This is a genomic window from Klebsiella sp. D5A (assembly GCF_001620885.1).
Taxonomy (GTDB): domain Bacteria; phylum Pseudomonadota; class Gammaproteobacteria; order Enterobacterales; family Enterobacteriaceae; genus Klebsiella; species Klebsiella variicola.
In genome coordinates, this window is record NZ_KV407481.1 from 15,302 (window position 1) to 35,648 (window position 20,347).

Genomic DNA, 20,347 nt, shown 5'->3' on the forward strand with positions numbered 1-20,347 from the left:
TGAGGAGCCGCCGCCGAAGCAGAGGCGCGGTCGTCCAGGAATCATCGGAAAGTGGCGCAAGACGTTTCCTTTACCGCGCATGACCCGGCATCTTTAGCAGGGAAAAGAGGGCGGTAAGCTGGCCAGACGGTAAACCGGTAATAATTTGCGTCGCTGGCGCGGGTTTGCCATCCTGCGTCTAAAATTAAAGCGCTTCTGGCGCAGGCCGCAGGCGGGCAATGATTGGCAAATTTTTTCTGCCGACTATACTCGCTATCGGCATACTTTCGCCGATAATACGCATTCCATTGCCAGACTCGCCATCTTTGATAGTATGCGTCGCGCTTTAAAAGGTTAATGCTAGCGGCAAGGCGCGCGCCAGCACGGGAGCCTGATGGTTCATCGGGCAGTCATTCACTCGCGGAGTTAACACAGGGATGCGATTAACGACGAAGTTCTCAGCCTTTATCACGCTGCTAACTAGCCTGACCATCTTTGTCACGCTGATTGGCGCTTCGCTGAGTTTTTATAACGGCATTGAGAACAAGGTCGAAAACCGGGTTCAGGCGGTGGCGACCATGCTGGATAACCGGCTCATCACCACCTCTTTTGATCAGCTTGAGCCGCAGCTGGATGAGCTGATGACGCCGATCGAGATCGTGCATATCGATTTCATGCTTAACGGCAAACCACTCTACAGCCACTCCCGAACCGACAGCTACCGCCCGCTTGGCAGCCATGAGCAATTCCGTGAGATCACGGTCCCGTCGCTTAAACACCCCGGTATCACTCTGCATCTGGTCTACGTTGACCCAATGGTGAACTATTTCCGCTCGCTGTCGATCACGGCCCCGCTGTCGATCTCCATCGGCTTTATGGTGGTGATTATTTTCTTCGCCGTCCGCTGGATCCGCCGCCAGCTGGCTGGTCAGGAGCTGCTTGAGCTGCGTTCCACGCGCATCCTGAGCGGCGAGCGCGGGCCGCAGGTGCGCGGATCGGTCTATGAATGGCCAGCCAGCACCAGCAGCGCGCTGGATATGCTGCTGTCGGAGCTGCAATTCGCCAGCGATCAGCGCAGCCGTATGGATACGCTGATTCGCTCCTATGCGGCACAGGATTCTAAAACGGGCCTGAATAACCGCCTGTTCTTTGATAATCAGCTGGCCACGCTGCTGGAAGACCAGGAGAAAGTGGGCGCCTACGGCATCGTCATGATGATCCGTCTGCCGGAGTTCGATCTGCTACGGGACAACTGGGGACGGGCGGCCGCCGAAGAGCATTACTTCACGCTTATCAACCTGCTCTCTACCTTTATTATGCGTTATCCCGGCGCGCTACTGGCGCGCTATCACCGTAGCGACTTCGCCGTGCTGCTGCCGCACCGCACGTTAAAAGAGGCGGATAGTATCGCCGGGCTGTTGCTGAAGGCCATGGACGCACTGCCGCCGACGCGCATTCTCGATCGCGACGATATGATGCATATCGGGATCTGTGCTTTCCGCAGCGGGCAATCGACAGCGCAGGTGATGGAGCACGCGGAAGCGGCAACGCGCAACGCGGTGCTGCAGGGTAGCAATAGTTGGTCGGTTTACGATGACACCCTTCCTGAGAAAGGTCGCGGCAACGTTCGCTGGCGGACGCTGATCGAACAGATGCTGAGCCGCGGGGGACCGCGGTTGTACCAAAAACCTGCCGTTACCCGCGATGGCCGGGTGCATCACCGTGAACTGATGTCGCGGATGTACGACGGTAAAGAAGAGGTGATCGCCGCCGAGTACATGCCGATGGTGCTGCAGTTTGGTCTGGCGGAGGAGTATGACCGCCTGCAGGTGACGCGCCTGCTGCCATTTTTAGGCTTCTGGCCTGAAGAAAACCTGGCGTTACAGCTGTCGGTGGAGTCGCTGATCCGTCCCCGTTTTCAGCGCTGGCTGCGCGATGCCTTAATGCAGTGTGAAAAATCGCAGCGTCAGCGGATTATTTTTGAACTTGCGGAGGCAGATGTTTGTCAATATATCGGCCGTCTGCAGCCGGTTATGCGGTTGGTTAACGCCCTGGGCGTTCGGGTGGCGGTCGTTCAGGCGGGACTAACCCTGGTGGGAACCAGCTGGATCAAGCAGCTGGATGCGGAGTTGATCAAACTGCATCCTGGGCTGGCGCGCAACATTGAAAAGCGCAGTGAGAACCAGCTGCTGGTGCAAAGTCTGGTGGAAGCCTGCAAAGGCATGCCTATGCAAGTTTTTGCGACGGGCGTACGCAGCCGCAGCGAGTGGTTAGTGCTGTCCCAATGCGGTGTCACAGGCGGTCAGGGGGAATTTTTTGCGGCCTCACAGCCACTTGACACAAATGTGAAAAAATATTCGCAAAGATACTCGGTTTGATCTGCCGTTTAGCGTGATTTCACGTAGAATAACGCGCGCCATCGTGAAGGGGGTGTGCTTGTCTACTCGCCGGATCATCGCAATGTAAATGCCAGTGACCCTCCTTTGACAGGTTACAAATTCAGGCGTGGAGCGCTGCTGAAGATTTCAGCAATGAACGGAGTCGGAAAAATTTGTAACAAAGGAAATGAACTGCACTAATTTTCACCGCAGCAGGTGATTTTTGCGCCTTGTCGCTGCTGCGTGTGGTTGGTAAAGTAAGCGGATTTTGTTTTCCGCCCCAGCTTTCAGGATTATCCCTTAGTATGTTAAAAAAATTTCGTGGCATGTTTTCCAATGACCTGTCCATTGACCTGGGTACCGCGAATACCCTTATTTACGTAAAAGGACAAGGCATCGTATTGAATGAGCCTTCCGTGGTGGCCATTCGTCAGGATCGTGCCGGATCGCCGAAAAGCGTCGCCGCCGTAGGTCATGAAGCGAAGCAGATGCTCGGCCGTACCCCGGGTAATATCGCGGCGATTCGCCCGATGAAGGACGGCGTCATCGCTGACTTCTTCGTGACGGAAAAGATGCTGCAGCACTTTATCAAACAAGTGCACAGCAACAGCTTTATGCGCCCGAGCCCGCGCGTGCTGGTGTGCGTACCGGTTGGCGCCACCCAGGTTGAGCGTCGTGCGATCCGTGAATCCGCGCAGGGCGCTGGCGCTCGTGAAGTCTTCCTGATCGAAGAGCCGATGGCGGCAGCGATTGGCGCAGGCTTACCGGTTTCTGAAGCGACCGGTTCTATGGTTGTCGATATCGGCGGCGGTACTACCGAAGTCGCGGTTATTTCCCTGAACGGCGTGGTCTACTCTTCTTCCGTGCGTATCGGCGGCGACCGTTTCGACGAAGCCGTGATTAATTACGTGCGTCGTAACTACGGCTCCCTGATCGGTGAAGCGACCGCTGAGCGTATCAAACACGAAATCGGTTCGGCTTACCCGGGCGATGAAGTGCGTGAAATCGAAGTTCGCGGCCGTAACCTGGCGGAAGGCGTACCACGCGGCTTTACCCTGAATTCCAACGAAATTCTTGAAGCGCTGCAGGAGCCGCTGACCGGCATCGTGAGTGCGGTCATGGTTGCTCTGGAACAGTGCCCGCCGGAACTGGCTTCTGATATCTCCGAGCGCGGGATGGTTCTTACCGGCGGTGGTGCGCTGCTGCGCAACCTGGACCGTCTGTTAATGGAAGAAACCGGTATTCCAGTCGTGGTTGCTGAAGATCCGCTGACCTGCGTAGCGCGTGGCGGCGGCAAGGCGCTGGAAATGATCGACATGCACGGCGGCGACCTGTTTAGCGAAGAGTAGTCAGCCTGAAGGTCTGGGGTGGCTTAGCGGCTGCCCCTGGTCTTTACTGACACGAGAATACGCATAGCCTATGAAGCCAATTTTTAGCCGTGGCCCCTCGCTACAGATTCGCCTTATTCTGGCGGTGCTGGTGGCGCTTGGCGTCATTATCGCCGACAGCCGCCTGGGTACGTTCAGTCAAATCAGAACGTACATGGATACAGCCGTCAGCCCTTTCTACTTTGTCTCTAATGGTCCCCGGGAACTCCTCGACAGCGTATCGCAAACGCTGGCGACCCGCGATCAGCTCGAACTGGAAAACCGCGCGCTGCGTCAGGAACTGTTGCTGAAAAACAGCGATCTGCTGATGCTGGGCCAGTACAAGCAAGAGAACGCGCGTCTGCGTGAACTGCTTGGCTCGCCGCTGCGCCAGGACGAACAAAAAATGGTGACGCAGGTCATCTCAACGGTCAACGACCCCTACAGCGATCAGGTGGTTATTGATAAGGGCAGCGTGAACGGTGTTTACGAAGGCCAGCCGGTTATCAGCGATAAAGGCGTAGTGGGGCAGGTCGTGGCCGTGGCGAAAATGACCAGCCGGGTGCTGCTGATCTGCGATGCCACCCATGCGCTGCCGATCCAGGTCCTGCGTAACGACATTCGCGTGATTGCCGCCGGTAACGGCTGTACTGACGATCTCCAGCTTGAGCATCTGCCGGCGAATACCGATATTCGCGTCGGCGATGTGCTGGTGACCTCTGGTCTCGGTGGCCGCTTCCCGGAAGGGTATCCGGTCGGGGTGGTCTCCTCGGTGAAGCTGGACACTCAGCGCGCCTACACCGTGATTCAGGCGCGTCCGACGGCCGGGCTGCAGCGCTTGCGCTATCTGCTGCTGCTGTGGGGCGCCGATCGCAATGGCGCCAACCCGATGACCCCGGAAGAGGTCCATCGCGTGGCTAACGAGCGCCTGATGCAGATGATGCCGCAGGTGCTGCCTGCGCCGGATGCCATGGGGCCGCAGATGCCGGCGCCAGCCACCGGGCTGACGCCATCGCAGCCGTCTCTGCCTGCAGGGGGGCAATAGTGGCAAGTTATCGTAGCCAGGGACGCTGGGTTATCTGGCTCTCGTTTCTTATCGCGCTATTGCTGCAAATTATGCCCTGGCCGGCGGACATCAGCGTTTTCCGGCCCAACTGGGTATTATTGATCCTGCTGTACTGGATCCTCGCCCTGCCGCACCGGGTGAACGTGGGGACGGGCTTCGTGATGGGGGCTATTCTTGATCTCATTAGCGGCTCGACGCTGGGCGTTCGCGCCCTGTCCTTAAGCATTATCGCCTATCTGGTCGCGCTGAAATATCAGCTGTTCCGTAACCTGGCGCTGTGGCAACAAGCGCTGGTGGTCATGCTGTTATCCCTGGCCGTGGATATCATTGTTTTCTGGGCAGAGTTTTTAGTGATCAACGTCTCTTTCCGTCCGGAAGTATTCTGGAGTAGTGTAGTAAACGGTGTCCTCTGGCCATGGCTCTTCCTGCTGATGCGCAAAGTGCGTCAGCAATTTGCAGTGCAATAAGGTTGATATGACAACTCTGTATCTTGCTTCAGGTTCCCCGCGTCGGCAGGAACTGCTGACTCAGCTTGGTCTCACTTTCGAGCGTCTGGTTCCCGGTATTGAGGAACAGCGCCAGCCGCAGGAGAGCTCCGAGCACTATGTTGTCCGCCTGGCGCGCGAAAAAGCGCAGGCCGGGGTGGCGATGGCATCGCGCGATTTGCCGGTGCTGGGGGCGGATACGATTGTCATTCTTAACGGCGAAGTGCTGGAGAAACCGCGCGACGCTGAACACGCTGCAGCAATGCTGCGTCTGCTTTCCGGCCAAACGCATCAGGTCATGACGGCGGTGGCGCTGGCAGATACGCAGCAGACGCTGGACTGTCTGGTGGTCACGGACGTGACCTTCCGGCTGCTTAGCGAGCAGGATATCGCCGAATATGTGGCCAGCGGCGAGCCTTTAGATAAAGCAGGTGCATACGGTATTCAAGGGTTGGGTGGTTGCTTCGTCAGGAAGATTAATGGCAGCTATCACGCCGTAGTCGGCTTACCGCTGGTGGAAACGTATGAGTTGCTCAGTAACTTTAACTCACTGCGTAAAGAAAAGGGATAAAGATGACGGCTGAATTATTAGTTAACGTAACGCCATCCGAAACGCGCGTCGCGTATATCGATGGCGGTATTCTGCAGGAAATCCATATTGAGCGTGAAGCGCGACGCGGAATAGTAGGCAATATCTACAAAGGTCGTGTTAGCCGAGTGCTGCCGGGAATGCAGGCGGCTTTTGTAGATATTGGTCTCGATAAGGCGGCGTTCCTCCACGCCTCCGATATCATGCCGCATACCGAATGTGTCGCTGGTGAGGAGCAAAAGCAGTTTACCGTACGCGATATTTCGGAGCTGGTGCGCCAGGGCCAGGACCTGATGGTCCAGGTGGTCAAAGATCCGCTGGGCACCAAAGGCGCGCGTCTGACCACGGATATCACCCTGCCTTCCCGTTATCTGGTGTTTATGCCAGGCGCCTCCCATGTGGGAGTATCCCAACGCATTGAAAGCGAAGCCGAGCGTGAGCGGTTGAAGAAGGTTGTCGCAGATTACTGCGACGAGCAGGGCGGATTTATCATTCGCACCGCTGCGGAAGGGGTTCACGAGCAGGAAATGGCCGCCGATGCCGCCTATCTGAAGCGCGTCTGGACCAAGGTGATGGAGCGCAAAAAGCGCAATCAGACCCGTTATCAGCTGTACGGCGAGCTGGCCCTGGCTCAGCGCGTGCTGCGTGATTTTGCCGATGCGCATCTCGACCGTATTCGCGTCGACTCTCGCCTGACCTACGAGGCGTTACTTGAGTTCACAGCTGAATATATCCCGGAAATGACCAGCAAGCTGGAACACTACAGCGGCCGCCAGCCGATTTTCGATCTCTTTGATGTGGAGAACGAAATTCAGCGCGCGCTGGAGCGTAAGGTTGAGCTGAAGTCCGGGGGCTACCTGATCATCGACCAGACCGAGGCGATGACTACCATTGATATCAATACCGGGGCGTTTGTCGGGCACCGGAATCTTGACGATACTATCTTCAATACCAATATCGAAGCCACCCAGGCGATAGCCCGCCAGCTACGTTTGCGTAACCTCGGCGGCATTATCATCATTGATTTCATTGACATGAACAATGAAGACCATCGGCGACGGGTACTGCACTCCTTAGAGCAGGCGCTGAGTAAAGATCGGGTGAAAACCAGCATCAACGGTTTCTCTCAACTGGGGCTGGTGGAGATGACCCGCAAGCGGACGCGTGAAAGCGTGGAGCATGTGCTGTGCAACGAGTGCCCGACCTGCCACGGACGCGGAACGGTAAAGTCGGTTGAAACGGTATGCTATGAGATTATGCGTGAGATCGTCCGCGTGCATCATGCTTATGATTCCGATCGCTTCCTGGTCTATGCTTCCCCTGCGGTGGCGGAAACCCTGAAAGGGGAAGAGTCGCACGCGCTGGCGGAAGTGGAAATCTTTGTCGGTAAGCAGGTCAAGGTACAAATTGAGCCGCTCTATAATCAAGAGCAGTTCGATGTGGTTATGATGTAAGACACCGCGTCATTGTGCGGCTGACAAGGAGAGAGGCGTGAGGCGACTGCCCGGGATTTTATTGCTCACCGTGGCAACATTGATTGTTATCGTCGCGCTGCTGGTGAGTGGCTTGCGTCTCGTGTTGCCGCAGCTCGACGCCTGGCGTCCGCAGCTGCTGGAGAAGATCTCCACGCTTACTGGCACGCCGGTGGATGCCTCGCAGATCACCGCCAGCTGGCAAAATTTTGGTCCGACGTTAGATGTCCGTGATATTCAGGTCGGGCTGAAAGACGGCGGCAAAATGGCGGTGAAGCGCGTGACCCTGGCGCTGGACGTCTGGCAGAGTTTGCTGCATATGCGCTGGCAGTTCCGCGATCTTACCTTCTGGCAGCTGCAGGTTCATACCAACACCCCTATTCAGACCAATGACGGCGGCGAAAGCCTGAAAACCGACCGCATCAGCGATCTCTTTTTACGTCAGTTCGACCACTTTACCCTGCGCGACAGCCATCTGAGCTTCCTGACCATTTCCGGTCAGCGGGCGGAGCTGGCAGTCCCGCAGCTGACCTGGCTTAACGGCAGGAACCGTCACCGCGCCGAGGGGCAGCTTAGCCTCTCCAGTCTCACCGGCCAGCATGGCGTGATGCAGGTGCGGATGGATCTCCGCGATGAGGATGGCCTGCTGAATAAAGGGCGAGTCTGGCTACAGGCTGACGATATTGACGTCAAACCGTGGCTCGGCCGCTGGATGCAGGACAATATCGCTCTGAAGAGCGCCCGCTTCAGCCTTGAAGGTTGGATGACCATTGAAAAAGGCGATGTGGCAAGCGGTGACGTATGGCTGAAAAAAGGGGGCGCCAGCTGGCAGGGGGATGACGAAGTTCATCACCTGTCAGTGGATAACCTGACGGCGCATCTCTCCCACGACAAGCAGAGCTGGGGCTTCTACATTCCCGATACGCGGATCGCTATCGACGATAAACCCTGGCCAAGCGGCGCGCTGGCGATGGCCTGGATCCCGGCGCAGGACGTCGGTGGCGACGACCATCAGCGTAGCGATGAATTACGCATTCGTGCCAGCAACTTAACCCTCAGCGGCCTCAGCGGATTACAGCCCTTCGCCGATAAGCTGGCGCCTTCCCTGGGCGAGCTCTGGCGCACCACGCAGCCCAGCGGCAAAATCAACCTGCTGGCGCTCGATATTCCCCTGCAGGCGACGGAGAAAACGCGCTTTCAGGCGCAGTGGAGCGATCTGGCATGGAAGCAGTGGAAACTCCTGCCGGGAGCGGAACACTTTTCCGGCAGTCTGAATGGCAGCGTTGAGCACGGGGAACTGCGCGCCCGCATGACGCAGGCGCTGATGCCTTATACCGGTGTTTTCCGCGCCCCGCTGGAGATCGCCGCTGGCGAAGCCACCCTCAGCTGGGTGAAAAACGACAAAGGGTTTATGCTTGATGGCCGCGATATTGACGTGCAGGCGACGGGTGTCCGCGCCCGCGGCGGCTTCCGCTATCTGCAACCGCAGGGAGATGATCCCTGGCTGGGCATTCTGGCGGGCATCAGCACCAATGATGGTGGCCAGGCATGGCGTTACTTCCCGGAAAACCTGATGGGCAAGGCGCTGGTGGACTATCTCAGCGGCGCGATTAAAGCCGGACAGGCTCGCGATGCGACGCTGGTGTATGGCGGCAATCCGCATCTTTTCCCTTACCCGCACAATGAAGGGCAGTTCCAGGTTTATGTCCCGCTGAAGAACGCCACTTTTGCCTTCCAGCCGGACTGGCCGGCGCTGACCGGGCTGAACATCGACCTCAACTTCATCAATAACGGGTTGTGGATGCGGGCGGATAAAGCGATGCTCGGCAATGTCACCGCCAGCAATCTCGATGCCGCGATCCCGGACTATACCGCTGAAAAGCTGTTGATTGATGCCGATATCAAAGGCCCGGGCAAAGAGGTGGGACCTTATTTCAACAATACGCCGCTGAAAGAGACCCTGGGAGCGGCGCTGGATTCCCTGCAACTGGACGGGGATGTGAGCGCTCGCTTACATCTTAACATCCCTTTAGATGGCGAAATGACCACCGCGAAAGGCGATGTGCGTCTGCAGAATAACAGTCTGTTTATCAAGCCGTTAGACACCACTCTGCAAAACCTGAGCGGGAATTTCAGCTTCGTGAATGGCGATCTCAATAGCGAAACGTTGAGCGCGACCTGGTTTCATCAGCCGCTGAATCTCAATTTTTCCACCCGGGAGGGCGAAAAAGCGTTTCTGGTGGACGTCGGGATGAACGCCAACTGGCAGCCATCGCATACCGGGTTGCTGCCAAAAGCCGTCAACGAGTCGCTGAGCGGCAGCGTGCCGTGGGAGGGCAAGGTCGCTATCGAACTGCCGTACCATGGCAACGCCAGCTATAAGGTTGATATCAACGGCGACCTCAAGAATGTGAGCAGTCACTTACCTTCGCCGGTCAATAAGCCCGCTGGAGAGCCGATGCCGATCAAAATTAACGTCGCCGGCGGTTTGAGCAGCTTCGACCTGACCGGCTCCGTCGGCGCGAAGAATCATATCAACAGCCGCTGGTTGCTGAACCATAAGCTGACGTTGGATCGGGCAATCCTTACTTCGGACAGCAAGGGGCTCTCTCCGCTGCCTGACCAGCCTGGGGTTGAACTCAATTTGCCACCGATGGATGGCGCTCAATGGCTGGCGCTCTTTCAAAACGGGGCGGCGAATGAAGTCAGCAGCACCATACTCTTTCCCCAGCGCATTGTGCTGCGTACGCCGTCGCTGGCGCTTGCCGGTCAACAGTGGAACAACGTCAGTCTGATGTCGCAGCCGGTCGCCGGCGGCTCGCAGGTCGAGGCGCAGGGGCGTGAAATCAACGCTACCCTCACGATGCGCGACAATGCGCCCTGGCTGGCGAATGTGCGTTATCTCTATTTCAACCCGACCAGCGCCAATGGCCAGACCGGTGAGAAGAACGCAGCCCCGCAGGCAGAGACGCGGCTGGATTTCCACGGCTGGCCCGATCTGCAGCTGCGCTGTGCGGAATGCTGGTTGTGGGGGCAAAAATATGGCCGTATTGACGGCGATGTGGCGATTAAGGGCGATACCTTAACGCTCTCCAATGGTCTGGTGGATACCGGGTTTGGCCGACTGACGACCGATGGCGTCTGGGTCAGCGCGCCGACCGGTGTACGCACGTCGCTGAAAGGCAAACTGCATGGCAATAAAACGGATGAGTTTGCCAGTTTCTTCGGCGTTTCCACGCCGGTGAAGGATTCGCCGTTTGACATCGACTATGATCTGCACTGGCGCGCGCCGCCCTGGTCGCCCGATGTCGCATCGCTCAATGGGATCATTAAAAGCCACCTCGGCAAGGGACAGTTTACCGACCTGAGTACTGGACACGCTGGCCAGCTGCTGCGTTTGCTGAGCGTTGATGCCCTGCTGCGTAAGCTGCGCTTCGACTTTAGCGATACCTTCAGCGAGGGCTTTTACTTCGACTCGATTAACAGTACGGCATGGATCAAGGATGGCGTGCTGCATACCGACGATACGCTGGTGGATGGCCTGGAAGCGGATATTGCCATGAAAGGTTCGGTCGATTTGGTGCGTCGCCGGCTGGATCTGCAGGCGGTGGTGGCGCCGGAGATCTCTGCGACCGTCGGCGTGGCGGCGGCTTTTGCCGTCAACCCTATCGTCGGCGCGGCGGTGTTTGCCGCCAGCAAGGTGCTGGGCCCGCTGTGGAACAAAGTCTCGATTCTGCGCTATCGCATTACTGGTCCGATTGACCAGCCGCAGATCAATGAGGTGCTGCGCCAGGCGCGTAGCAACAAAAAGCAATGATTTGACGATTGCCGGGAATTGCCGCAATCTCAATAGATCGCCTTCTGTATTTCCGCCTGTCAGGCGGCAACAAACGAGTAGCATAACGATGAGTCTGAACCTGGTAAGTGAACAATTACTGTCGGCAAATGGCCTGAATCATCAGGATCTGTTTGCCATTCTTGGTCAACTGACCGAGCGCCGCCTCGATTACGGCGATCTCTATTTTCAGTCGAGCTATCACGAATCCTGGGTTCTGGAAGACAGCATCATTAAAGATGGGTCGTACAACATTGACCAGGGCGTAGGCGTGCGCGCCGTCAGCGGCGAAAAAACGGGCTTTGCCTATGCGGACCAGATTAGCAAGCTGGCGCTGGAGCAGAGCGCCCAGGCGGCGCGGACGATTGTGCGTGATACCGGTAATGGCAAAGTGCAGACCCTGGGAGCCGTTGAGTACAGCCCTTTGTACACCAGCATCGACCCGCTGCAGAGCATGAGTCGGGAAGAGAAGCTGGATATTCTGCGCCGGGTGGACAAAGTCGCCCGGGCGGCGGACAAGCGCGTGCAGGAAGTTTCGGCCAGCCTGAGCGGCGTTTATGAGCTGATTCTGGTGGCCGCCACCGACGGCACCCTCGCCGCGGACGTTCGCCCGCTGGTGCGCCTTTCGGTCAGCGTGCTGGTGGAAGAGGATGGCAAGCGTGAGCGCGGCAGCAGCGGCGGCGGTGGACGCTTTGGCTATGACTATTTCCTCGCCTCCCAGGAGGGCGACGTGCGGGCTGATGCCTGGGCGAAAGAAGCCGTGCGCATGGCGCTGGTGAACCTTTCGGCAGTCGCCGCCCCGGCGGGGATGCTGCCGGTGGTGCTCGGCGCCGGCTGGCCTGGCGTCCTGCTGCACGAAGCGGTCGGCCATGGGCTGGAAGGTGATTTCAACCGTCGCGGCACCTCGGTCTTTAGCGGCCATATGGGGGAATTAGTTGCCTCTGAGCTGTGCACCGTGGTGGATGACGGCACCATCGTCGATCGTCGCGGGTCGGTTGCCATCGATGACGAAGGCACGCCGGGGCAATACAACGTGCTGATCGAAAACGGCATCCTGAAAGGCTATATGCAGGATAAGCTCAATGCGCGTCTGATGGGCGTCGCGCCGACCGGTAACGGCCGTCGCGAGTCGTATGCTCATCTGCCGATGCCGCGTATGACCAATACCTATATGCTGGCGGGCCAGTCGACGCCGCAGGAGATTATCGAGTCGGTCGACTACGGTATCTTCGCGCCTAACTTTGGCGGCGGGCAGGTGGATATCACCTCCGGTAAGTTTGTCTTCTCTACCTCCGAAGCCTATCTGATCGAAAAAGGGAAGGTCACGAAGGCGGTGAAAGGGGCCACGCTGATCGGCTCCGGGATTGAAACCATGCAGCAGATTTCGATGGTAGGGAATGACCTGCGGCTGGATAACGGCGTTGGCGTTTGCGGCAAAGAGGGCCAGAGCGTGCCGGTGGGCGTCGGCCAGCCGACCCTGAAGGTCGATAATCTTACCGTCGGCGGTACCGCCTGATCCTGACCAGGTTCCCGGCGCTGCCGGGAACCGCTTCACCGGGCGATCCCGCGCCCGTGCATGCCCTGATAGATCTTCGCCACGTCGACAAAATACTCTGTCAGATAGTTGATACAGACCTGCACTTTCAGCGGCAGTTTATCCTTTTCCGTATACAGCGCGTAGACCGGCCGCGGATCGGACTGGTAGCTGGGCAACAGGATCTCAAGCTCGCCGCGGTTGATCTCTTCGATCGCCCACATCAATGGTACATAAGCGATACCCACCCCGGCTGTCAGCCAGCGTATCAGCGTCATGGGATCGTTGGTCACAAAGCGCCCCTGCGGGATCAGGCGGGTTGAGATCCCTTCCGGGGCGATAATTTCAAATTCGTTATCCGGACGTACGCTATATTCGAGCCATGAATGGCTGGCGAGGTCGGCCGGTTTCTCCGGATTGCCTGCCTGCGCCAGATAGCTTTTGGCGGCGCATAATACCATCGGCATTGAGCCCAGGCGGCGGGAAAAAAGGCTGGAATCCTGCAGGGCCCCCACGCGGATCACCACGTCAAGGCCGTCGGCGATCAGGTCAGGGGCTGGTATGCCGGTGACCAGATTGACGGAGAGTCCGGGGTATTCTTTCAGCATTTCCGCCGTTATGCGCGCCAGAACATTTTGTGCCATAGTTGAAGAGCAACCGATGCGCAGCGTCCCGATGGGGGTGTTATTAAATGCGTATAATTGCTCATGGACATCCTGCGCTTCAAACAGCATCCTACGGCAGCCCTGGTAATAGATTTTACCTGCTTCAGTTAAGCCAAGGCTGCGGGTGCTGCGGTTGAGCAGCTTTACCTGCAGCTCATCTTCCAGTTTGGCTACGGTCTGACTGATCGAAGAAACGCTCATCTGAAGCTGGCGGGCCGCCGCGGTGAATGAACCTAATTCGACCACTTTGGCGAAAACGGACATGCGTTTTAATCGTTCCATTATTCACTCTGGCTTAAAAGTGATTTAGATCACACATTGTAGATAATGCGGCAATCGTTACGTTAATATATTGTTAGCTACATAATAAACGCATCTGCTCACTACCTGTACGCTTCTTATTCAAGGTCATCATGAGTCTGTTTCCTGTCATCGTGATTTTCGGCTTATCGTTTCCGCCGATCTTCTTCGAGTTGCTTTTGTCGCTGGCCATCTTTTGGCTGGTGCATCGACTGCTGGTTCCGACCGGCATTTACGATTTTGTCTGGCACCCTGCACTGTTTAATACGGCGCTATATTGCTGCCTTTTTTATTTGATATCGCGCTTGTTCGTTTGAGGTTGATGTGAAAACACTAACAAGAAATATCCTCCGTACCGCTATTACCGTGATACTGGTCATTTTGGCTTTCGTGGCGATTTTCCGCGCCTGGGTCTATTACACCGCTTCGCCGTGGACGCGGGATGCGCGCTTTAGTGCTGACATTGTGGCGATTGCCCCTGACGTCTCCGGGCTGATTTCCCAGGTAAACGTCAAGGATAACCAACTGGTTAAGAAAGACCAGGTATTGTTCGTTATTGACCAACCTCGTTACCAAAAAGCGCTGGCGGAGGCGGAAGCCGATGTCGCCTACTACCAGACCTTAGCGCAGGAGAAGCGCGTTGAAGCGGGTCGGCGTAATAAGCTGGGCATACAGGCGATGTCGCGGGAAGAAATAGACCAGGCGAACAACGTGCTGCAAACCGTTGAGCATCAGTTGGCGAAAGCGGTAGCCAGCCGCGATCTGGCCAGGCTGGACCTCGAGCGCACAGAAATTCGCGCCCCCGCGGATGGCTGGGTGACCAACCTTAACGTCTATACCGGGGAGTTTATTACCCGTGGCTCCACGGCGGTGGCGCTGGTGAAAGAGAATACGTTTTACGTCATGGCCTATCTGGAAGAGACCAAGCTGGAAGGCGTCCGCCCTGGCTACCGTGCGGAGATTACCCCGCTTGGCAGCAGCAAAACCATTAAAGGGACAGTGGACAGTATCGCTGCAGGGGTGACCAACGCCAGCAGCAGCAGCGACTCGAAAGGGATGGCCTCGGTCGACTCCAACCTTGAGTGGGTGCGTCTGGCGCAGCGTGTGCCGGTGCGTATTCGCCTCGACCAGCAGCAGGGCAATCTGTGGCCATCGGGCACCACGGCGACGGTGGTGATCACCGGTAAAGAAGACCGCGATACCAGCCGGGCCAACTTCTTCCAGAAACTGGCTATGCGCCTGCGCGAATTCGGTTAATCGCTATGGGGACATATACCATTGCTCCCCGGCATCTCCGCTTTGCCATTAAGCTTGCATGCGCGGTGGTGCTGGCGCTGTTCGTCGGTTTCCATTTTCAGCTCGAAACACCGCGCTGGGCAGTACTGACGGCAGCGATCGTCGCCGCCGGGCCGGCCTTTGCTGCCGGCGGCGAACCTTACTCGGGCGCGATCCGCTATCGTGGGATGTTGCGAATTGCCGGGACCTTTATTGGCTGTATTGCGGCGCTGATTATCATCATCCTGATGATCCGTGCGCCTCTGCTGATGATGCTGGTTTGCTGCCTGTGGGCCGGGTTTTGTACCTGGATTTCGTCGCTGGTTAAGGTCGAGAACTCCTATGCCTGGGGACTGGCCGGGTACACTGCGCTGATTATCATTATCACCATCCATACCAATCCGATGCTGGCGCCGCAGTTTGCGGTCGAACGCTGCAGTGAAATTGTCATCGGTATTGTCAGCGCTATCGTCGCCGACCTGCTGTTCTCTCCACGTTCGATTAAAAAAGAGATCGACCTTGAGCTGGATAACCTGCTGATTGCGCAATATAAGCTGATGCAGTTATGCGTCGCCCACGGCGAAAAAGAGGAAGTGGATCAGGCCTGGGGCGCGCTGGTCCGTCGCACTACGGCGCTGGAAGGTATGCGCAGTAATCTGATCATGGAATCCTCTCGCTGGGCGAAGGCGAATCAGCGCCTGAAGGCGATCAATACCCTTTCATTAACGCTTATCACCCAGGCTTGCGAGACCTACCTGATTCAGAACTCGCGCCCGGAAATGGTGACGGATGACTACCGTGAGCTGTTCGCCGAGCCGGTGGAGACAGTGCAGGACGTCCACCAGCAGCTGAAGCGTATGCGCCGTTTTCTGACCTGGAAAGGCGAGCATAATACGCCCGTCACCATCTACAGCTGGGTGGGTGCCGCTACGCGCTACTTATTGCTTAAGCGTGGCGTGGTGGGTAACACCAAAATCAGTCGCATTGAAGATAGTGTGCTGCGCGGCGAAGCGGTGGTCAAAGTGGAATCTGCTGAGCGCCACCATGCGATGGTGAACTTCTGGCGTACCTCCGTCTCCTGTATCCTCGGGACGCTGTTCTGGTTGTGGACAGGCTGGACCTCAGGCAGCGGCGCGATGGTGATGATTGCCGTCGTTACCGCGCTGGCGATGCGCCTGCCTAACCCCCGAATGGTGGCGATGGACTTCCTTTATGGCACCCTGGCGGCGTTACCGCTGGGTACCCTGTACTTCCTGGTGATCATGCCGGCGACGCAGCAGAGCATGCTGCTGCTTTGCATCAGCCTGGCGGCGATGGCGTTCTTTATCGGTATCGAAGTGCAGAAAAGGCGTCTCGGATCGCTGGGAGCGCTGGCGAGCACCATTAACATTCTGGTGCTGGATAACCCGATGCAGTTTCAGTTCAGTCAGTTCCTCGACAGTGCGCTGGGGCAGATCGTCGGCTGTTTCCTTGCCCTGATGGTCATTCTCATTGTCAGGGATAATTCTCGGGCCAGAACCGGTCGGGTGCTGTTGAATCAGTTTGTCTCTGCGGCGGTCTCTTCGCTGACAACGAACTCGGCGCGTCGTAAAGAGAACCATCTGCCCGCGCTCTATCAGCAGTTGTTTTTATTGCTCAATAAGTTCCCCGGCGATGTCGCCCGCTTCCGTCTGGCATTGACGTTGATTATTGCCCATCAGCGCCTGCGTGATGCGCCCGTGCCGGTGAACGACGATCTGTCGGCCTTCCATCGACAGCTGCGACGTACCGCAGATCATGTGATCTCTGCCGGGAGTGATGATAAGCGTCGGCGCTACTTTACCCAGCTGCTGGCTGAGCTTGATGTCTATCAGGAGAAGTTGCGGGTCTGGGAGGCTTCGCCCCAGGTGACCGAGCCCGTGCGGCGGCTGGTTGAGATGTTGCACAAGTACCAGCATGTGCTGACCAGCAGTTAACCCCTAAACCGACGCCCAGGCGTCGGTTTTTTTATCGCTATACTTAACGGCGACAGGAAGAGAAGCGGGAGGGGCTGCCATGACCACCTATACGTTTGATTTTGACGAAATCGCCGAACAACAGGATTTCTACCGGGAGTTTTCCCGAACCTTTGAGCTGGCTCAGGATAAGGTCAACAACCTCGATTCACTGTGGGACGCGGTGACTGGTGGGCTGCTGCCATTGCCGCTGGATATTGAGTTTATTCATTTAAACGACAAGCAGCGTCGGCGCTTCGGCGCGCTGATTTTATTATTTGATGAAGCAGAAGAGGAGCTGGAGGGGGAGTTGCGCTTTAACGCCCGGCATGGCTAAACGTTCATCTTTTAAACCGAGAAACACGGCTTTGATTTTCAGGATGACGTCATCTGTATCCTGCCGGCCACTAACATTGTGCTGTCGTTCGTGACCAGTGTTGAGCGATAAATGGCTGTTTTCATCAAAAAAGTAGATGAATTTAATACAAAAAGCGCATTATTCATGGTGATTTTTCGGGGATACACTGCCTGAAACGCGATCGCATTTTGTATTTGACCTGCTATTGGCAGGTATTCTCCAGGACTGAATACCATGAAAACCCTTCCTTTGTTATTCACCAGCGGCCTGATGCTGGGCACCATGTCTGCGACAGCCTACGCTGCGGAACTCCCTGGTTATGCTGATGGTGCGCAGGTTATTCACGTGGACCAGACTCGTGGCCGTATCGACACATTCAATGGCGTGGTTTATGGCCAGGTTAAAAACGCGGTCTCTGTGCGTCAGATGCATATGTCTTTGCTGGTGCCGCGCAATCACGATCTAAAGCCCGCCATTGTCTACTTCCCTGGTGGCGGCTTTACCAGCGCGGCATGGGATAAATTTATCGAAATGCGCATGGCGCTGGCGGAAGCCGGATTTGTCGTCGCAGCGGCGGAATACCGCACGGTACCAGACACGTTTCCGGCGCCGGTTGTCGATGGTAAAGCGGCTATCCGCTACTTGCGCGCCCACGCGGCGGAATATGGCATTGATCCTAAACGTATCGGCGTGTTGGGCGATTCTGCTGGCGGCTATATGGCGCAGATGATGGCGCTGACGCACGGCGAGAAAGCCTGGGAGCAGGGCGATTTTCTCGACCAGTCTTCCGATGTCCAGGCCGCAGCGACGCTATATGGCATCTCTAATCTATTGAATATTGGTGAAGGCTTCTCACCAGAGGTTCAGCACGTGCACGCCTCGCCGGCCGTGACGGAGGCGCTCCTGGTCCATGGCAGCGCTTTTCGCGACTGGCCTGGCGCGGCTATCGGCAGTGACCGGCAAAAAGCGCTCAATGCCAGCCCGATGGGGCATATCTCTCGTAACGAACCGCCAATGTTGATTATGCATGGCAGCGCTGACACCCTGGTTTCACCTGTCCAAAGCGCGCAGTTATATAAGGCATTAAAAGCGGAAGGTAATAAGGCAGACTATGTACTGGTCGAAGGCGCTGAACATGGCGACGATAGCTGGTATCAGAAGCCGGTTATCGATCGCGTGGTCAACTGGTTTAAAGCGACGCTCGGCGCGCCGGTTCACACTGCCAACGGGACGAAAGATAAGGACGCCAATCTGTAAATCGCTGTTCCGTTATGGAAGCGGAACGCATTGTTCGGACGGGTCTGGCGATGAACCAAAAAAAAGCCCCCGGCAGGCGGGGGCAAGTCGTCGAAATAAGACGACGAGGGTTTATTTGTACAGCTCAGCGGTGGCGTGCCAGCTATCGCCGGTACGTGCTTCAATAATACGGTAGCTGCTGGCGCCTTCTTTCTCGGCTTTAGCGGCCAGCTCCTGACGCATGTCCATTGGCGCACTACCTACCTGGGATACGGAGATGGTGCCCATGGACTGCAGGTTTTGTGCTTGTTCAGCGTTAACTTGCTGAACGGCCGCGCTTGCGCCGAAAGAGAGAACGGAAGCCAGGCCAAGGGATGCGATGATCATTGCGCGTTTCATAATCTTTACTCCAGTCTTTGTTTTGCCGCGGCGGGGGATGTATGCGCCCAGGCCGCGGTAGAGAATCTGTGTCGGGTTAGTCGTTGACGAACTACAACTTATTTATAAAGCTCAGCGGTGGCATGCCAGTGGTCGCCAGTGCGGGCTTCGATAATGCGATAAGAAGAAGCCCCTTCTTCCTGCGCTTTCTTGTTCAGCATTTCATGCATATCCATCGGGGAAGAGGCTACCGCGCCGACGGAAACTGTGCCGATGGCCTCGCGGCCCTGGGCTTGCTCGCTGTTGATAACGTCAGCGGCAAAAGCGCCAAACGACACGACGGACAGGATGCTGAGTGCTGCTACAGTGGTTTTGATTTTCATGATGTTCACCTCGTCGAATCTTTTTGTTGAGGGTCTTTGTTTCGTGACCCTCATCACAAAACCAAGTATACACTAATCACCAAAAATATTAATACCATGCTAATTGTTTTGCGCGTTAATAGTTACAATGAATTGCGCTTTTTATAACCTATAAGAATTAAAAATGACAACTTATCCGCAGTGATAAGATTTATTTCTAATAAAATCATAAAGGTATGCGAATTTGATCTTTTGTGCGTTTTAGGCGTTTCCCTTAAGTAAAAGAACGTATAGACGCGTTAAATCACACAAAATGTTAAATAATTGTTGGATTGAGGGGCGTGAGAGAGAAAGAAAGGGGAGTCGCCCTCTGACGATTGCCAGAGGGGAATACTCAGAGTTCCTGTTCGAACAGGACCAGGATGGCGTCGTGCAGATCTTTCACCGTAAAGCCGCGCGCAGGGGTGGTGAAGATGGTGTCATCCCCGGCGATGCTGCCGAGAATACCTTCCGCCTTGCCCAGCGAGTCGAGAAGACGGGCAATCAGCTGCGCCGCGCCGGGGCTGGTGTGAATCACCACGACGGCATCGTTATAGTCGATATCCAGCACCAGATTTTTCAGCGGGCTGGAGGTGGTCGGCACGCCAAGCTCAGCAGGCAGGCAATAGACCATTTCCATTTTGGCGTTACGGGTACGAACCGCGCCAAATTTGGTGAGCATGCGGGAGACCTTCGATTGGTTGATATTCTCGAAGCCTTCTTCCTGCAGCGCCTGGACGATCTCACCCTGCGAGCTGAATTTTTCTTCTTTAAGCAGCGCTTTAAACGCTTTAACCAGTTCTTCTTGTTTTGCCGAACTTCGCATAAGTCACCCAGATTATGGTGGTAAAAACAACATCATTATGCATAATCGTGAATTTTTATGCAAATAATCCGCAACGGGATAGGTCAATAATGTTATGAAGGGGGCATATTTTAGCAAAAAAACCATATAAGGAACATGTTCACATCACAACGCTTAAAGCCATGTAAAAGTAAATGAAATGTTATTGAGTTGGTGTTGTTTTGCGCAACTGGCTGGGTGTATTGTAACCA

19 protein-coding genes are annotated in these 20,347 nt (G+C 56.2%); 14 read left to right on the plus strand and 5 right to left on the minus strand.

Going from position 1 to position 20,347, the window contains the following annotated elements; genetic code table 11:
* The first annotated feature begins 145 nt into the window (after positions 1-145).
* The 9 genes from AS136_RS26060 to tldD all read left to right on the plus strand — a co-directional run bounded on the left by AS136_RS26060 (position 146) and on the right by tldD (position 12,687).
* Entirely contained in the window at positions 146-337 is a 192-nt protein-coding gene (locus AS136_RS26060) for a hypothetical protein (protein ID WP_032691257.1), read from the plus strand.
* A gap of 79 nt (positions 338-416) precedes the next feature.
* Positions 417-2,357 carry an RNase E specificity factor CsrD gene (gene csrD, locus AS136_RS00085; protein ID WP_008806692.1) on the plus strand — a complete coding sequence of 647 codons (1,941 nt, stop codon included), beginning with the start codon at positions 417-419 and terminating at the stop codon, positions 2,355-2,357.
* 305 nt (positions 2,358-2,662) lie between these two features.
* The gene (gene mreB, locus AS136_RS00090; protein ID WP_002918653.1) at positions 2,663-3,706 is read left to right on the plus strand and encodes a rod shape-determining protein MreB; all 1,044 of its coding nucleotides are present in this window, start codon (positions 2,663-2,665) and stop codon (positions 3,704-3,706) included.
* Positions 3,707-3,776: 70 nt separating this feature from the next.
* On the plus strand, positions 3,777-4,769 hold the full coding sequence (gene mreC, locus AS136_RS00095; protein WP_008806690.1) for a rod shape-determining protein MreC: 993 nt from the start codon (positions 3,777-3,779) through the stop codon (positions 4,767-4,769).
* Entirely contained in the window at positions 4,769-5,257 is a 489-nt protein-coding gene (gene mreD / locus AS136_RS00100) for a rod shape-determining protein MreD (RefSeq protein ID WP_008806689.1), read from the plus strand. Before mreC ends, mreD begins: the two co-directional genes overlap by 1 nt.
* A 7-nt stretch (positions 5,258-5,264) precedes the next feature.
* Positions 5,265-5,846, plus strand: a complete 582-nt coding sequence (locus AS136_RS00105) for a Maf family protein (protein ID WP_023323328.1) — start codon at positions 5,265-5,267, stop codon at positions 5,844-5,846.
* A gap of 2 nt (positions 5,847-5,848) precedes the next feature.
* The gene (gene rng, locus AS136_RS00110; RefSeq protein ID WP_008806687.1) at positions 5,849-7,318 is read left to right on the plus strand and encodes a ribonuclease G; all 1,470 of its coding nucleotides are present in this window, start codon (positions 5,849-5,851) and stop codon (positions 7,316-7,318) included.
* 37 nt (positions 7,319-7,355) lie between these two features.
* A complete protein-coding gene (yhdP, locus tag AS136_RS00115) occupies positions 7,356-11,153 on the plus strand; it encodes an AsmA2 domain-containing protein YhdP (protein ID WP_063266631.1) in 3,798 nt (1,265 codons plus the stop codon).
* Positions 11,154-11,241: 88 nt separating this feature from the next.
* Positions 11,242-12,687 carry a metalloprotease TldD gene (tldD, locus tag AS136_RS00120; RefSeq protein ID WP_008806685.1) on the plus strand — a complete coding sequence of 482 codons (1,446 nt, stop codon included), beginning with the start codon at positions 11,242-11,244 and terminating at the stop codon, positions 12,685-12,687.
* 35 nt (positions 12,688-12,722) lie between these two features.
* Here the strand turns inward: tldD and aaeR are convergent, their stop codons facing one another.
* Entirely contained in the window at positions 12,723-13,652 is a 930-nt protein-coding gene (gene aaeR / locus AS136_RS00125) for an HTH-type transcriptional activator AaeR (RefSeq protein ID WP_008806684.1), read from the minus strand.
* A 131-nt stretch (positions 13,653-13,783) separates the two neighbouring features.
* Between aaeR and aaeX the strand changes: the two genes are divergently transcribed.
* From aaeX to AS136_RS00145, 4 genes are all read left to right on the plus strand, one after another.
* Entirely contained in the window at positions 13,784-13,987 is a 204-nt protein-coding gene (aaeX, locus tag AS136_RS00130) for a p-hydroxybenzoic acid efflux pump operon protein AaeX (protein WP_002918640.1), read from the plus strand.
* 7 nt (positions 13,988-13,994) lie between these two features.
* The gene (aaeA, locus tag AS136_RS00135) at positions 13,995-14,927 is read left to right on the plus strand and encodes a p-hydroxybenzoic acid efflux pump subunit AaeA (RefSeq protein ID WP_008806683.1); all 933 of its coding nucleotides are present in this window, start codon (positions 13,995-13,997) and stop codon (positions 14,925-14,927) included.
* 5 nt (positions 14,928-14,932) lie between these two features.
* Positions 14,933-16,900 (plus strand): p-hydroxybenzoic acid efflux pump subunit AaeB, encoded by a 1,968-nt coding sequence (aaeB, locus tag AS136_RS00140; RefSeq protein ID WP_008806682.1) that lies wholly within the window; start codon positions 14,933-14,935, stop codon positions 16,898-16,900.
* Positions 16,901-16,979: 79 nt separating this feature from the next.
* Positions 16,980-17,255 carry a barstar family protein gene (locus AS136_RS00145; protein ID WP_008806681.1) on the plus strand — a complete coding sequence of 92 codons (276 nt, stop codon included), beginning with the start codon at positions 16,980-16,982 and terminating at the stop codon, positions 17,253-17,255.
* A gap of 38 nt (positions 17,256-17,293) precedes the next feature.
* Here AS136_RS00145 and AS136_RS00150 read toward each other — a convergent pair whose 3' ends face one another.
* Positions 17,294-17,512, minus strand: coding sequence for a hypothetical protein (locus tag AS136_RS00150; protein ID WP_012540453.1), 219 nt, complete (start codon positions 17,510-17,512; stop codon positions 17,294-17,296).
* On the opposite strand from AS136_RS00150, the gene AS136_RS00155 reads away from it, so the two are divergent.
* Entirely contained in the window at positions 17,511-18,533 is a 1,023-nt protein-coding gene (locus tag AS136_RS00155; protein WP_063266632.1) for an alpha/beta hydrolase, read from the plus strand. The genes AS136_RS00150 and AS136_RS00155 overlap by 2 nt on opposite strands.
* Before the next feature lie 111 nt (positions 18,534-18,644).
* Here the strand turns inward: AS136_RS00155 and yhcN-B are convergent, their stop codons facing one another.
* From yhcN-B to argR, 3 genes are all read right to left on the minus strand, one after another.
* Entirely contained in the window at positions 18,645-18,911 is a 267-nt protein-coding gene (gene yhcN-B, locus AS136_RS00160; RefSeq protein WP_008806680.1) for a DUF1471 family stress response protein YhcN-B, read from the minus strand.
* A 98-nt stretch (positions 18,912-19,009) separates the two neighbouring features.
* A complete protein-coding gene (yhcN, locus tag AS136_RS00165; protein ID WP_008806679.1) occupies positions 19,010-19,273 on the minus strand; it encodes a peroxide/acid stress response protein YhcN in 264 nt (87 codons plus the stop codon).
* 373 nt (positions 19,274-19,646) lie between these two features.
* Positions 19,647-20,117 carry a transcriptional regulator ArgR gene (gene argR / locus AS136_RS00170; protein WP_002918625.1) on the minus strand — a complete coding sequence of 157 codons (471 nt, stop codon included), beginning with the start codon at positions 20,115-20,117 and terminating at the stop codon, positions 19,647-19,649.
* Positions 20,118-20,347 lie beyond the last annotated feature (230 nt).

Bases quoted from the DNA above. Each gene is read 5' to 3' on its own strand.
- csrD (WP_008806692.1), top strand. From the start codon at position 417: ATGCGATTAACGACGAAGTTCTCAGCCTTTATCACGCTGCTAACTAGC.
- mreB (WP_002918653.1), top strand. From the start codon at position 2,663: ATGTTAAAAAAATTTCGTGGCATGTTTTCCAATGACCTGTCCATTGAC.
- mreC (WP_008806690.1), top strand. From the start codon at position 3,777: ATGAAGCCAATTTTTAGCCGTGGCCCCTCGCTACAGATTCGCCTTATT.
- AS136_RS00105 (WP_023323328.1), top strand. From the start codon at position 5,265: ATGACAACTCTGTATCTTGCTTCAGGTTCCCCGCGTCGGCAGGAACTG.
- rng (WP_008806687.1), top strand. From the start codon at position 5,849: ATGACGGCTGAATTATTAGTTAACGTAACGCCATCCGAAACGCGCGTC.
- tldD (WP_008806685.1), top strand. From the start codon at position 11,242: ATGAGTCTGAACCTGGTAAGTGAACAATTACTGTCGGCAAATGGCCTG.
- aaeR (WP_008806684.1), bottom strand. From the start codon at position 13,652: ATGGAACGATTAAAACGCATGTCCGTTTTCGCCAAAGTGGTCGAATTA.
- aaeX (WP_002918640.1), top strand. From the start codon at position 13,784: ATGAGTCTGTTTCCTGTCATCGTGATTTTCGGCTTATCGTTTCCGCCG.
- aaeB (WP_008806682.1), top strand. From the start codon at position 14,933: ATGGGGACATATACCATTGCTCCCCGGCATCTCCGCTTTGCCATTAAG.
- AS136_RS00145 (WP_008806681.1), top strand. From the start codon at position 16,980: ATGACCACCTATACGTTTGATTTTGACGAAATCGCCGAACAACAGGAT.
- AS136_RS00155 (WP_063266632.1), top strand. From the start codon at position 17,511: ATGAAAACCCTTCCTTTGTTATTCACCAGCGGCCTGATGCTGGGCACC.
- AS136_RS00150 (WP_012540453.1), bottom strand. From the start codon at position 17,512: ATGGTATTCAGTCCTGGAGAATACCTGCCAATAGCAGGTCAAATACAA.
- yhcN-B (WP_008806680.1), bottom strand. From the start codon at position 18,911: ATGAAACGCGCAATGATCATCGCATCCCTTGGCCTGGCTTCCGTTCTC.
- yhcN (WP_008806679.1), bottom strand. From the start codon at position 19,273: ATGAAAATCAAAACCACTGTAGCAGCACTCAGCATCCTGTCCGTCGTG.
- argR (WP_002918625.1), bottom strand. From the start codon at position 20,117: ATGCGAAGTTCGGCAAAACAAGAAGAACTGGTTAAAGCGTTTAAAGCG.